General features: G+C 65.6%; 13 protein-coding genes and 3 pseudogenes. 7 read left to right on the top strand and 9 right to left on the bottom strand.

Going from position 1 to position 12,576, the window contains the following annotated elements:
• The first annotated feature begins 123 nt into the window (after nucleotides 1–123).
• The gene (locus ABTW65_RS20935; protein ID WP_350663621.1) at nucleotides 124–744 is read left to right on the top strand and encodes a hypothetical protein; all 621 of its coding nucleotides are present in this window, start codon (nucleotides 124–126) and stop codon (nucleotides 742–744) included.
• Between the two features lie 100 nt (nucleotides 745–844).
• Here the strand turns inward: ABTW65_RS20935 and ABTW65_RS20930 are convergent, their stop codons facing one another.
• Both ABTW65_RS20930 and miaB read right to left on the bottom strand, forming a co-directional pair.
• Nucleotides 845–1,777, bottom strand: coding sequence for a zinc metalloprotease (locus ABTW65_RS20930; protein ID WP_350663619.1), 933 nt, complete (start codon nucleotides 1,775–1,777; stop codon nucleotides 845–847).
• Between the two features lie 106 nt (nucleotides 1,778–1,883).
• A complete protein-coding gene (gene miaB, locus ABTW65_RS20925) occupies nucleotides 1,884–3,389 on the bottom strand; it encodes a tRNA (N6-isopentenyl adenosine(37)-C2)-methylthiotransferase MiaB (protein WP_350663617.1) in 1,506 nt (501 codons plus the stop codon).
• A 157-nt stretch (nucleotides 3,390–3,546) separates the two neighbouring features.
• On the opposite strand from miaB, the gene ABTW65_RS20920 reads away from it, so the two are divergent.
• From ABTW65_RS20920 to ABTW65_RS20905, 4 genes are all read left to right on the top strand, one after another.
• Nucleotides 3,547–4,323 (top strand): amino acid ABC transporter ATP-binding protein, encoded by a 777-nt coding sequence (locus tag ABTW65_RS20920; protein ID WP_502890632.1) that lies wholly within the window; start codon nucleotides 3,547–3,549, stop codon nucleotides 4,321–4,323.
• Nucleotides 4,324–4,398: 75 nt separating this feature from the next.
• The gene (locus ABTW65_RS20915) at nucleotides 4,399–5,211 is read left to right on the top strand and encodes a glutamate ABC transporter substrate-binding protein (protein WP_350663615.1); all 813 of its coding nucleotides are present in this window, start codon (nucleotides 4,399–4,401) and stop codon (nucleotides 5,209–5,211) included.
• Between the two features lie 108 nt (nucleotides 5,212–5,319).
• Complete coding sequence (locus ABTW65_RS20910) at nucleotides 5,320–6,012, top strand: amino acid ABC transporter permease (RefSeq protein ID WP_350663613.1); 693 nt, start codon at nucleotides 5,320–5,322, stop codon at nucleotides 6,010–6,012.
• The gene (locus tag ABTW65_RS20905) at nucleotides 6,009–6,896 is read left to right on the top strand and encodes an amino acid ABC transporter permease (protein ID WP_350663611.1); all 888 of its coding nucleotides are present in this window, start codon (nucleotides 6,009–6,011) and stop codon (nucleotides 6,894–6,896) included. The genes ABTW65_RS20910 and ABTW65_RS20905 overlap by 4 nt, the downstream gene beginning before the upstream one ends.
• Before the next feature lie 189 nt (nucleotides 6,897–7,085).
• Here ABTW65_RS20905 and ABTW65_RS20900 read toward each other — a convergent pair.
• The 3 genes and pseudogenes from ABTW65_RS20900 to ABTW65_RS20890 form a co-directional block, all read right to left on the bottom strand.
• Nucleotides 7,086–7,232: pseudogene (locus ABTW65_RS20900) on the bottom strand (IS30 family transposase); the annotation flags it as partial.
• Between the two features lie 396 nt (nucleotides 7,233–7,628).
• A complete protein-coding gene (locus tag ABTW65_RS20895) occupies nucleotides 7,629–8,114 on the bottom strand; it encodes a hypothetical protein (RefSeq protein ID WP_350663609.1) in 486 nt (161 codons plus the stop codon).
• A 238-nt stretch (nucleotides 8,115–8,352) separates the two neighbouring features.
• Nucleotides 8,353–9,080: pseudogene (locus ABTW65_RS20890) on the bottom strand (integrase core domain-containing protein); the annotation flags it as partial.
• Between the two features lie 30 nt (nucleotides 9,081–9,110).
• Between ABTW65_RS20890 and ABTW65_RS20885 the strand changes: the two are divergent.
• Nucleotides 9,111–9,521: pseudogene (locus tag ABTW65_RS20885) on the top strand (hypothetical protein); the annotation flags it as partial.
• 248 nt (nucleotides 9,522–9,769) lie between these two features.
• Here the strand turns inward: ABTW65_RS20885 and ABTW65_RS20880 are convergent.
• From ABTW65_RS20880 to ABTW65_RS20865, 4 genes are all read right to left on the bottom strand, one after another.
• Entirely contained in the window at nucleotides 9,770–10,240 is a 471-nt protein-coding gene (locus tag ABTW65_RS20880; RefSeq protein ID WP_350663606.1) for a hotdog fold domain-containing protein, read from the bottom strand.
• Nucleotides 10,241–10,289: 49 nt separating this feature from the next.
• On the bottom strand, nucleotides 10,290–10,556 hold the full coding sequence (locus ABTW65_RS20875) for a metal-sensitive transcriptional regulator (protein WP_008362591.1): 267 nt from the start codon (nucleotides 10,554–10,556) through the stop codon (nucleotides 10,290–10,292).
• 149 nt (nucleotides 10,557–10,705) lie between these two features.
• Nucleotides 10,706–11,086, bottom strand: coding sequence for a VOC family protein (locus ABTW65_RS20870; RefSeq protein ID WP_350663605.1), 381 nt, complete (start codon nucleotides 11,084–11,086; stop codon nucleotides 10,706–10,708).
• Nucleotides 11,083–11,880, bottom strand: coding sequence for a methyltransferase domain-containing protein (locus ABTW65_RS20865; RefSeq protein ID WP_350663603.1), 798 nt, complete (start codon nucleotides 11,878–11,880; stop codon nucleotides 11,083–11,085). Before ABTW65_RS20865 ends, ABTW65_RS20870 begins: the two co-directional genes overlap by 4 nt.
• A gap of 108 nt (nucleotides 11,881–11,988) precedes the next feature.
• On the opposite strand from ABTW65_RS20865, the gene ABTW65_RS20860 reads away from it, so the two are divergent.
• Nucleotides 11,989–12,477 (top strand): MarR family winged helix-turn-helix transcriptional regulator, encoded by a 489-nt coding sequence (locus tag ABTW65_RS20860; RefSeq protein ID WP_350663602.1) that lies wholly within the window; start codon nucleotides 11,989–11,991, stop codon nucleotides 12,475–12,477.
• Nucleotides 12,478–12,576 lie beyond the last annotated feature (99 nt).

Genomic DNA, 12,576 nt, shown 5'->3' with positions numbered 1-12,576 from the left:
GCCGTCACATGGAACGGTCTAGACCGTCTCATTCTCGTCTCACGAATGAGGCAGCCGGGGGGCGGACGTGCGATGCACGTTCGATTCCGGTCCAATCACAACTACTCGGAAGTGTGGACCAATATGTCTGAGAACTACGGCAACAGCGACGAGCAGCAGAACTACGGCCAGGAGGGCGGCTTCGGCGGCCAGGAGTCCAACGAGGGCGGCTCGTCCTACGGCTCCGAGGGTAGCCAGAGCGAGGGTGGCTTCGGCGGCCAGGAGGGCGGCTTCGGCGGCCAGGAGTCCAACGAGGGCTCCTCCTACGGCTCCGAGGGTGGCCAGAGCGAGGGTGGCTTCGGCGGCCGGGAGGGCGGCCAGAGCGAGGGCGGCTTCGGCAGCGAGCAGTCGAACGAGGGTGGCTTCGGCGGCGGCCAGGAGCAGTCCGAGGGCTCCTCCTACGGCTCCGACGAGGGCTCGAACGAGGGCGGCTCCTCCTACGGTGAGCAGTCCAACGAGGGCAGCTCCTACGGTGGCGGCGAGCAGTCCGAGGGCGGCTTCGGCGGCCAGGAGTCCAACGAGGGCGGCTCGTCCTACGGCTCCGAGGGTGGCCAGAGCGAGGGTGGCTTCGGCGGCGGCCAGGAGCAGTCCAACGAGGGCGGCTTCGGCGGCGGCCAGGAGCAGTCCGAGGGCTCCTCCTACGGCTCCGACGAGGGCTCGAACGAGGGCGGCTTCGGCGGCGAGCAGAGCCAGTCGCAGTACTGATTCAGCTCTGCTGATCACACGGATCGAGCGCCGGGCCCGCAAGGGACCCGGCGCTCGGCGCATTTCACAGAGATCTCACGAGGAGATCGTCGAGCAACGATCAGGCGCGGTACGCCACCCATCCGTCGATCATGCGCTGCACCTGACCCGGCGTGAACTCGTCCATGCACGCGTCCTCGGTGTAGTCCATGAAGTTGTGGATCGGGTCGAGGCCCGGCGCCGTGCAGGTGTCAGAGCCCTCCGGGCAGCCGAACGCCGGCGCGGCCTCGGCCGGGGTGTCGGCGACCTGGTCGCCCTTCCCACGACAGCCACCCTGGAAGGTGTGGTAGAGGTGCAGCCAGTGGCCGACCTCGTGGGTGGCCGTGTCGCCCTCGTCGTACGGGGCCGCCGAGCCACCCGGCAGCGACTCGCCGAGGATGACCACACCGTCCTGCGAGCCGATGTTCTTGGTCGGGAAGGTCGCCCAGCCGAGCAGGCCGTCGTCGATCTCGCCGATGTAGACGTTGAGCGCGTTGTCGCCGCCCTGGCGCAGGGCCGCCTTCATGTCCCGCTCGCCGGTCGAGCCGGAGATGATCGGGTACCAGGCCGGGTTGATCGTGGTCTCCTGGCCGGCCACCTCGAAGGAGAACGGCGTGCCGGCGTACGCCGCGTTGAGCACGTCGATCTGGGCGTCGATGTTCGCCTGCGGAACGACGCCGGTGGTGGCGTTCTCCTGGATGACGTGGATGTAGGTCGGGATGGTCGTCGCGGCGAGGTTGGCGGTGCCGCCCTTCTTCCCCTGCGCGGCCAGGGCGCTGGAGAGCGCCTTCTCCTTGGCCTCGGCCTGCTTCGCGGTCAGATGGTTCGTGTCGCGGACCTGCTTGGCACCCTCGGCGACGCGGGCGGCGCCGACCTCGTGCGGGTCGAAGCAGGCATCTCCTCCTGCGGACGCCTGCATCGCGCCCGCGGGGGCCGCGGCTGCCAGGCCTGATGCCACGAGAACACCGAGTGCGCCCATCGCCGCTGCTCTGTTGACCAGCTTGGGAATCGACATGGGGGTATCCCTTCCTGAGACAAGTTGCCTCAGGCTAGGGCAGAAATACCCTCGGGGGAACGGAGTTACGGAGAATTTGCTGTTCGAGTAACGTGACGCCGCACGATCAGCCGCACGCCGGCGCAGCCGGCAGCGGAGCGGGCACCCCGACCGACGGCATGCCCAGCCCGACCGAAGCGGCCTCGGGCTCGGGCCGGCCCTGGCGCGCCTCCCAGGCGTCGCCGGAACGAGTGCGGCGTACCTCGATCACGGGGTTGTCGGCCACCAGGTGGTGCGGGGCCGCGTAGGTGACCTCGACCTTCACCATGTCGCCAGGACGTACGCCCTCGGCTCCGGCCGCATTGAAGTGGACCAGCCGGTTGTCGGGAGCGCGACCGGAGAGCCGGTGGGTCTCGGCGTCCTTGCGGCCCTCGCCCTCGGCGACCATCAGCTCGAGCGTACGTCCGACGTTCTTCTTGTTCTCCTCGTAGGCGATCTCGTTGACGAGGTCGACGAGTCGGCCGTAGCGGTCCTTGACGACCGCGGGAGAGATCTGGTCGGGGAGGTCGGCTGCGGGGGTGCCGGGACGCTTGGAGTACTGGAACGTGAAGGCGGAGGCGAAGCGCGACTCGCGGACCACGTCGAGGGTGGCCTGGAAGTCCTCCTCGGTCTCCCCCGGGAAGCCGACGATGATGTCGGTGGTGATCGCCGCATTCGGGATCGCCGCGCGGACGCGCTCGATGATGCCGAGGAACTTGGTCGACCGGTAGGAGCGGCGCATCGCCTTGAGGACGCGGTCGGAGCCGGACTGCAGCGGCATGTGCAGCGACGGCATCACGTTGGGCGTCTCGGCCATCGCCTCGATGACGTCGTCGGTGAACTCGGCCGGGTGCGGGCTGGTGAACCGGACCCGCTCCAGCCCCTCGATCTCGCCGCACGCGCGCAGCAGCTTCGAGAAGGCCTGCCGGTCGCCGAACTCGACGCCGTAGGCGTTGACGTTCTGGCCCAGCAGGGTCACCTCGGTGACGCCCTCGGCGACGAGCGCCTCGATCTCGGCGAGGATCTCGCCCGGTCGCCGGTCCTTCTCCTTGCCGCGCAGGCTCGGGACGATGCAGAAGGTGCAGGTGTTGTTGCAGCCCACGCTCACCGACACCCACGCGGCGTAGGCCGACTCGCGCTTGGTCGGCAGCGTGGACGGGAAGACCTCGAGGGACTCCAGGATCTCGACCTGGGCCTCCTCCTGCACCCGGGCACGCTCCAGCAGCACCGGGAGCGAGCCGATGTTGTGCGTCCCGAACACCACGTCGACGTACGGCGCCTTCTCGGTGATCGTCGCCCGGTCCTTCTGCGCGAGGCAGCCGCCGACGGCGATCTGGAGGTCCGGGTTGGCCTGCTTGATCGGGGCCAGGTGGGAGAGGTTGCCGTAGAGCTTGTTGTCGGCGTTCTCCCGGACGGCGCAGGTGTTGAAGACGACCACGTCCGCCTGGGCGCCCTCGGTCGCCTTGCGATAGCCCGCATCCTCCAGCAACCCCGAGAGGCGCTCGGAGTCGTGGACGTTCATCTGGCACCCGTAGGTGCGGACTTCGTAGGTGCGCACCGCCGAAGCGGAGCCAGAGGCGATCGACGTAGTCATAGCGCCTTCAAGCGTACGACCGCAGGGGCCGCGCTGAGGAATCCAGCGCGGACGACGGACGCTGCGGGCGTACCGAATCTTGTTGGTTATCTGGTTGTAACCGATCCCGGGGACCAAGTCATGGATGTGCAATGCAGGATGTGGTTAGGTCTGCGACATGACCGTGCTTGACACCGAACCCGCCAGCGCACCTTCCGGAGACGCCCTGGTGGTTCTCGACCACGTCGACAAGCACTACGGCGACCTGCACGTGCTCCAGGACATCAACATGGAGATCAAGCGTGGCGAGGTCGTCGTGGTGATCGGGCCCTCGGGTTCGGGGAAGTCGACCCTCTGCCGCGCGATCAACCGGCTCGAGACGATCGACTCGGGCACGATCAAGCTCGACGGCAAGGAGCTGCCCGCGGAGGGCAGGGGCCTGGCCAAGCTGCGCGCCGAGGTCGGGATGGTCTTCCAGAGCTTCAACCTCTTCGCCCACAAGACGATCCTGCAGAACGTCACCCTGGGTCCGATGAAGGTGCGCAAGCTCAAGAAGGCCGAGGCTGAGGCCGAGGCCAAGAAGCTGCTCGACCGAGTCGGCGTGGGCGTCCAGGCGAGCAAGTACCCTGCGCAGCTCTCCGGCGGTCAGCAGCAGCGCGTCGCGATCGCCCGGGCGCTTGCGATGAAGCCGCAGGTGATGCTCTTCGACGAGCCCACCTCCGCGCTCGACCCGGAGATGGTCAAGGAGGTGCTCGACGTCATGGTCAGCCTCGCCAAGGAGGGCATGACCATGATCGTGGTCACCCACGAGATGGGCTTCGCCCGCGTCGCCGCCGACCGTGTCGTCTTCATGGCCGACGGCCAGATCGTCGAGTCCAACACCCCGGCCGAGTTCTTCGACAACCCGCAGTCCGAGCGCGCCAAGGACTTCCTCGGCAAGATCCTCAAGCACTGAAACGTACGTCTCGGGTGAGCCGTCGGCTCGCGAACCCTGCAACGCACCAACCCTTAATTCCAGAAGGTGGAAACGATGAAGTTCACGAAGATCGCCGCGACCCTGGGCGCTCTCGCGCTCACGGGCTCGCTCGCTGCCTGTGGTGGCAGCGACGACACCGGCTCTGACGCCGGCGGCGACAAGATCAAGATCGGTATCAAGTTCGACCAGCCCGGTCTCGGTTTCAAGAACGCAGACGGCACCTACTCCGGTTTCGACGTCGACATGGCGACCTACATCGCCGAGGGCCTCGGCTACGAGGAGGACCAGATCGAGTGGAAGGAGGCGGTCTCCGCCAACCGCGAGACCTTCCTCAAGGACGGCACGGTCGACATGATCCTGGCGACCTACTCGATCACCGACGAGCGCAAGGCCGAGGTCGACTTCGCCGGCCCGTACTACATCGCCGGCCAGGACCTCCTGATCCGCGCCGACGACACCTCCATCGCCGGTCCGGAGGACACCAAGGGCAAGAAGCTCTGCTCGGTCACCGGCTCCACCTCCGCCCAGAAGGTGAAGGACGAGTACGGCGCCGTGCCGCAGGAGTTCGACTCCTACAGCAAGTGCATCACCGCCCTCCAGGGCGGCCAGATCGACGCTCTCACCACCGACGACATCATCCTCGCCGGCTACGCCAACGAGTTCCCCGGGGAGTTCAAGATCGTCGGCCAGCCGTTCTCCGAGGAGAACTACGGCGTCGGCCTGCCCAAGGGCAGCGAGGACCGCGACAAGATCAACGACCTGATCGAGAAGTCCTTCGAGGACGGCGCTTGGGAAAAGGCGTTCAACGACAACCTCGGTGAGTCCGGCTACGAGCTGCCGGAGCCGCCGGCGGTCGACCGCTACTGAGCGTTCAGCGAAAGCCGAGTCGGCGCAACCGGACCGCAGCGAAGCGAGGACCGGATTGCGCCGACTCGGCGTGCATGAACGCTGTGTGAATCAACCTGGAAGGACCTCATGGACCTCTTCTCCGAGTATGGGTCTGCCATCCTCGAAGCGTTCGGGCTGACCCTGAGACTTGCCGTCTTCAGCGGCGTCTTTTCGCTCCTACTCGGTGTCGTACTGGCCGTTTTCCGTGTCTCCCCGGTGCCGGTGCTGCGCTGGGTCGCCTCAGCGATCGTCTACACGTTCCGCAACACGCCGCTGACGCTGGTGATGTTCTTTGCCCTCTTCGGGCTCTTCTACCAGCTCAAGCTGGGCGCGAGCCAAGACGCTCCGCTCAACGAGCAGAACTTCCAGCTCGCGGTCCTGGCGCTGTCGATCTACACCTCGACGTTCGTCTGTGAGGTCTTGCGCTCGGGGATCAACACCGTGCCGCTCGGCCAGGCCGAGGCAGCTCGGGCGATCGGCCTCACCTTCTCCCAGAACCTCCGGCTGATCGTCCTCCCGCAGGCGCTACGATCGGTGCTCAACCCGCTGGCCAGCGTCATGATCGCGATGATCAAGAACACCACGGTCGCCGTCACGATCGGGGTGGTCACCGCCAAGGGCGTCAACGAAGCGTCCGGCCAGATGCGGACGATGATGGAGAACGAGGCCGACCAGATCGTGCTGATCTTCATCATCTTCTCGATCGGCTTCATGATCCTGACCCTGCCGGTCGGCTTCCTCGCCGGCTGGGCCTCCAAGAAGTTCGCGGTGATCCGATGAGTGCCTCTGTTCTCTACGACGCTCCCGGCCCTCGCGCCAAGGCCCTCAACTGGATCTACTCAGGCGTCGCCCTGGCCGCACTCGGCTTCATCGCCTGGCTGGTGTACTCGAAGTTCGAGGAGACCGGCCAGTGGGAGAGCGAGAAGTGGACGCCGTTCCTCGATGCCGACGTGTGGAACAACCTGCTGATCCCCGGGCTGATCGGCACGCTGAGCGCGTTCGCGGTCGGCTCGGTGCTCGCACTGGCCTTCGGGTTCCTCTTCGCGATCGGACGGCTCTCGCCGATCAAGCTCATCAGCATCCCGTGCGGCGCGGTCGTGGAGTTCTTCCGCGCCATCCCGATGCTGCTGCTGATGTTCTTCATCTACTTCATGCAGCCCTCGCTCGGGATCACGCCGACCAGCATCTTCTGGGCGGTCGTCCTCGGCCTGATGCTCTACAACGGGTCCGTCATCGCGGAGATCATCCGCGCCGGCGTACAAGCGCTTCCGAAGGGGCAGGGCGAGGCCGGTGTCGCCATCGGGCTCACGCCGGGTCAGGTGATGCGGTCGATCCTGCTGCCGCAGGCGGTCCGCTCCATGCTGCCAGCGATCATCGCCCAGCTCGTGGTGCTGCTGAAGGACACCGCACTGGGCTACGTGCTCGGTTACAGCGAGTTGCTCAGCCAGGTCAAGCAGCTCGACGGCAACTTCCACAATCTGATTCCCGCAGCGATCGTGGTGGCAGTCATCTACATCGTCCTGAACACGATCCTCGGCCTCGTCGCCAACTGGATCGAGGCTCGTACACGGCGGGTGGGACACACCGCTGGTCCGGTCGGCACGGCGGAGGACCCGACGGTTCAGACCGCCACGGCTGCCGGTATGCCGGGCGGTGCCGCCTGATGGAAAGCCACCGAGGCTCGCTCCCATCGGTGGAATCTAACGGTCCTCGGAGCACCCGATGACCTGAGTGATCGAAAGTAGATCACGCAAAAGGCTCGGCTGGGTTGTCCCAGTCGAGCCTTTGCGTGATCTGCCTTTGAGTTCCTGCGCAAGGTGCTCAGAGCCGTCGGGATGTATTGACAGGTCTGTGCCGTTGGGAAGCTGTCCGAGCATCACCGACTGTGTGGTGCGCTCGGCTAAGGCGACGATGGCTGACTCGCTACAGGTACTGGCGATCTGATCACCTTCCCAATGGCCGGTCACGGCACGGTCGACCTCGGGTGGCCGCTCCGGGACATCTCCATCAGAACGGAAGGCCACGAGGCTCGTTGGTCGCATACTCTCCCACTACGAAGGTCAGCACGGCAGACTCATCCCGCCGCACCCTCGTCTTCCAACCTCTTCACGTTGCGGGGTCTCTAGAACCCGTGGTGGAGATAGTGGGCCGAGGGATTGCATCCTGAAGTTCGCGCGACACGGCTAACCGTCAGCCGAGGCCGAAGGGGACTCCAGGGAAGTGCGGGCAACGTTCTCGCTCAAACGCCGCCCGCCATTAACCCGCTCACCGGCAGGTCCCAGACCTTCTCGATTGAGCGACCTAGACCCAACCGCTCGCGATTAGTGGCGTACGCCGAAATGCGCCGCCCTGCAACCCGTCGTTAGGTGCCAGACGGCGCAATTCGCCAACTCCTGTCAGACGGCGAGGGCCGCCGACTGAGCCGCGGTGCAGTCAGTGCTCATTCGATTAGCCTTCGCGTCGTATGCACACGCCTTGAAAAAGATCGTGCCGGGCTCCGCAAGGTTCTTCGTGCACTTAACCCATTTGCCGACGCCGAGCTTGTTCCGACAGACAAATTTGGTGTCCCGCGAGCCACCGACAATTACGCTGATTCGTGCGATTGCCGAGCGGCCATCGGCTCGCTGGTCCTTGACCCACACGACATCACCGCTGCGCTGCCAACATGCAGTAGACGTAGAGCCCTTTGCGTCAGCGCTGTAGTTGCACACCGTTCCCTTGCTTGGCGCAGCACCCGATGCTGAAGAAGGCGTGATCCACGAGAACCCGGAGAAGTTTGCCGGCGAGCCCCACGCGGCGGACGCCGACTTCTGGCCAATGCCGGGGGCGTTGGCCAGAGCCAATGCAATGAAAGAAATGCAGACGAACCTAACTATCTTCATGTGTTAAATACTACTATGCGGATGACGTAATTGGTCTCAAATCGCCAAGATGGGACGTCTTCTAAGTGCTCAGAAAATAGGAGGAAACTAGAGGATCGCGCGATCATCAATTGCGCAGGAGTTCCTTTGTGAACCAGGGCTCAGCGCCCAGAAGGGTCGTCGCCGCTAGGCGTCTAGGGGCGAATGCGTCTACCGTGCCGCCCAACACCGCCGAGATCGCGTCCGCAGTTCGTTGCTCCTAGCTGTGATGCCCAGCCAGGTTGTTCAACCTGGTGATGGGTGCGGCTTTCCCGATTGCTGAGTGGGGCCGGTGGTGGTTGTACTCGTGACCCATCCTGGCAGGGCGGCGACGAGTCGGGCGGACTCGGAGTTGTGGAACTTCTTGAACGCCCACCCCTCTGCCAGGGTACGGTGGAAGGCCTCGATCTTCCCGTTGGTCTGTGGCCGGTAGGGCCGGGTTCGCTTCGGTGTGATGCCCAGCTCGGTGCATGTCTCGCGCCACAGGTATGGCCGGTAGCAGCTGCCGTTGTCGCTGAGTACTCGTCTCACGGTGACACCGAGTTCGGCGAACCAGGTGACCGAGTTCTTGAGGACCTCGGTCGCGGGCTGCTTGGTTTCGTCGTCGCGGGCTTCGACGTAGGCCACGCGGGAGTGGCCATCGATGACGGTATGCAGGTAGCAGGTGCCCAGCTGCGGGTTGCGCCACTTGTTGCGGGGCATTCCCGGCGTAGCGGCGCGGTTCTTGAGTCGTTGTTGGCGGCCGACATAACGCCAGCCCCCGCCATCGGGCACACGCCTGAGTTTCTTGACATCGACGTGGATCAGGTCGCCAGGACGTCCGTGTTCGTAGCGGCGGATCGGCTCACCGGTGGCGCGGTCGATGAAGGTGAGCGTGTTGATCCGGCACCGCACCAGCACGGCGTGGACGGTCGATGCCGCCATGCCGAGCGGATCACCGAATCGAACACGGGCACGAGGGGTCAAAGCATCGTTGGCATGGGTAGCGTGGGACACGAAGGCCTCCTAGGTGGCGAAACTGGTTCCTTAGACAACTGCACTCCACACCCGGGAGGCCTTCGTCCATCTACACCTCAGACCGTGTCGTCACACGATGTCGACCAACGTGCCTGGGCATCACACCTAGCTCAGTATTCCGAGGGCTTGCCACCCCTTTGCCGGATGCACGATGCGCCAGCATGCCGACCCGACGCCGCCGTCGAGCGTCTCGACCAGGAAGGCGTCGTCCAGGTCTTTCGCCCCGACGTGCATGCCAACCAAGCGGGCCGTCCCACGCGGTCACCCCGTACGGCACTCGCTGCGGTGGGGCCGATTCAGCTCGAGGTTGTCGCGGCCCGGATAGAGACTGAATTCCACGTGCCGATCAGATGGACACCCTCGCCTACTCGCTCGCACTGCGTACCGCCAAGAAGCGCAAGACCATCAACGGCTTCAGCCGCATCGAGGGCGATGACTTGCCCCCGCGGCACCATCCTCGCCCAGCTCCCTGACTCGTGTAAGACAGAGACCGTACGCCGCCAGGCACCGGGCGTAGTGGTCGAAGCCCCCGCCAGTGGATCCGATGCGACCGCACGATGCTGCACCAACGGCGATGGCCCGCTGCCCCGAGGAAACAGCGAGCCATTGGCGTTCGGGCTCTACATTTTGGTCTTCGGGGTCACCCAGAGGTTGATCGTGCCCTCGATGGCCACGGTGCCGTCCTCACGGATGCCCTTGACGCGCACCGCGAGGTCACCGTCGGCGGTGTCCCACTGCTCCTGGTCGGTCTCCGCAATGCAGGTGATGTCGGTGGAGGCTTTGGCGGTGTAGGAGACGGTCATCCCCTTGGGGATCCAGCGCTTGTCGCGCGGGATGGTGACCTCCGCAAGGGCACCCATGGCCATCTCGAGACCGTTGCACAGCGCGATGGCGTGAACGGTGCCAATGTGGTTGTGGTTGCCCTTGCGGTTGGGCACGATGACCTCGGCGTAGTTGGGCCGCAGCTGGTTGACCAGCGGGTGGATGGACCCGAAGTAGGGCGCCTTCTTCGCGAACCCAACCGAGAATGCTCGCTTGCCGACAACCGGGACACGGTTGAAGGACTTCCAGAGGTCGTAGAGCTGGCTCATGGCAGTCAGGTTACCCGAGGGTAACCTCCTCCCCTCTCCTGGCCCGAGATCAGGAGAGGGAGAGGAAGACCTTCTCGAGCTCCTCGATCTGCTCCGGGCGGTCTCCGTCGGCGTGCGCGCGGCGCAGCTCGTTGGAGAGCAGCGCGAAAGCCGCCTTGTCGAGGGCCCGGGTCACTGCCTTGAGCTGGCCGACCACATCGGCGAGCTCGCGGCCGTCTTCAATCATGCGGAGCACGCCACCGAGCTGGCCCTGAGCCCGGCGGACTCGATTGACCACGCTCGTCGTCTCCGCGTCCCGAGGTTGGGGGACGGTCACGTCGTCAGTCAAAGTCTTGCCTTCCATCGTTTCTGGCATCATTCCTGGCTCGTTGTTGTATCCCCCGGGGGACAACGGTCCAGACCAGTCGGCGTTACGGTTCTTTTTAGTTGATTCCAGTTTTCGCCTACACGGGACCGAAGTTCGTGCTAGTTGCCCGTTGGCCACACGATCTCGACGCGGTTGCCGAACGGATCGCGGACATGGAAGCGCTCGAATCCGTCGGCGTTGTGGCGCTGGCTCCAGTCGACGTCGAAGCCCAGCCGCGCCAGCCTCGCGCCCGTGGCCTCCAGGTCCTCCTCGGTCTCGACCGCCAGAGCGGGATGGGCCTTGGCCTGCGGCCGGTGCGGATCCTCGACACCGAGGTGGATCTCCGCGCCGCCCGGCGAGCGGAACCAGGCGCCACCGCGCTTGGCCAGCTCGGCCGGCTTCGGCACCTCGGTCAACCCGAGGCCGTCGGCATAGAAGGTCCGGGCCATGTCCTCGTGGCCGGCGGGCATGCCGACCTGCACGTGATGGATCCGCATCATGCCGCCAGTCTGCGGGCGACCACGAAGACGCGTCGGAACGGAAGCAGAACGAAACTGTTTCCTACCGAATCGTTTCGTACGGGATAGGCCTGTGCCAGACGGTTCTTGAGCTCCTCGGCGAACGACTCGAAGAGACCGGCCTTCTCCAGTGCGGCAGCCGTGGGACGGAGGCTCGTTCCGGCGATCCAGGTGAAGACCGGGTCCTCGCCGGTCAGCACGTGGAGGTACGTCGTCTCCCAGGCATCGACCTCGAAGCCCTCTCGCACCAGCACGTCGTAGTAGTCGGCCGGGTCGTGCGACCCGGGCGCCTCGAGGTGACGGGTGTGCACGGCGTACGGCTCCTCGGCGGCCAGCTCCTCGCGGAGCCGATGGCTGGGCTCGTCGAAGTTGCCCGGAACCTGAAAGGCGAACCAGCCGCCCTCCGCGACCGCGCCGGCGAGCGCAGGGAGCAGGTCCAGATGGCCGGGGACCCACTGGAGGGTGGCGTTGGAGAGGAGTACGTCGACCGATCCCGGCACCACCGAGTCGGCCCAGTCACGAAGGTCCGCCACCGCGAAGTCGACACCGTCGATGGTCGCGCGCGCCTTGTCGATCATCGGCGCACTGGAGTCGAGACCGACGACCCTGGCCTCCGGCCAGCGACCGGCCGCGAGGGCGGTCAGGTTTCCGGGGCCACACCCCAGGTCGACCACGGTCTTCGGACGATCCGCGTCGACCCGGCGAAGGAGATCGACGAACGGCCGACCTCGCTCGTCGGAGTAGGTCAGATAGCGCTCGGGATCCCATGCGGTCATGGCGTACGTCCTCTCGATGTCTCTTGATGTCAAGATATTCTGATCGTCCCCTCGACTTGTCTCGATGTCAAGATTCTCGATGAGGCGAACTTGGGCTACGCTCTCGCCATGCGCGACGAAGTCGACGACCTGAGCGAGGCCTGGGCACACGAGCGGCCCGACCTGGACCTGGGTCCCGTCGAGATCTTCTCGCGTCTCTCCCGCCTCTCGCGCCACCTCGACCTCGCACGGCGCGACGCGTTCTCGGGTTCCGGGATCGAGTCGTGGGAGTTCGACGTACTCGCCGCACTGCGTCGAGCGGGCGACCCCTACGAGCTCTCCCCCGGCCGGCTGCTGCGCGAGACCCTGGTGACCAGCGGGACCATGACGAACCGCGTCGACCGGCTCGCCTCCCGCGGGCTGGTCGAGCGGCTTCCGGATCCGGCGGACCGGCGGGGTGTCCTCGTCCGGCTCACCCCCGACGGCAAGGCGACCGTCGACAGCGCCTTCGAGGCGCTGCTCGCAGCCGAGCGGGAGTTCCTCGACGGTCTCTCCGGCGACCAGCAGATCCAGCTCACCGACCTCCTGCGTCGCCTGCTGGTCCCCTTCTCGTCCTGACCAACGCCCCGCCGCGCGAGTCCGCGAGCCGTGTAACACGCTGTTCGTAGGACTATCCGGTCGTTCTGATAGGGCGAGTAGTCGTACGAACAACGTGTT

The organism is Nocardioides sp. NPDC127503 (genome assembly GCF_040302165.1).
In the GTDB taxonomy this organism is placed as follows: domain Bacteria; phylum Actinomycetota; class Actinomycetes; order Propionibacteriales; family Nocardioidaceae; genus Nocardioides.
The sequence above is the reverse complement of the archived record's forward strand: the minus strand, read 5'-3'. Positions and strand labels throughout refer to the sequence as shown.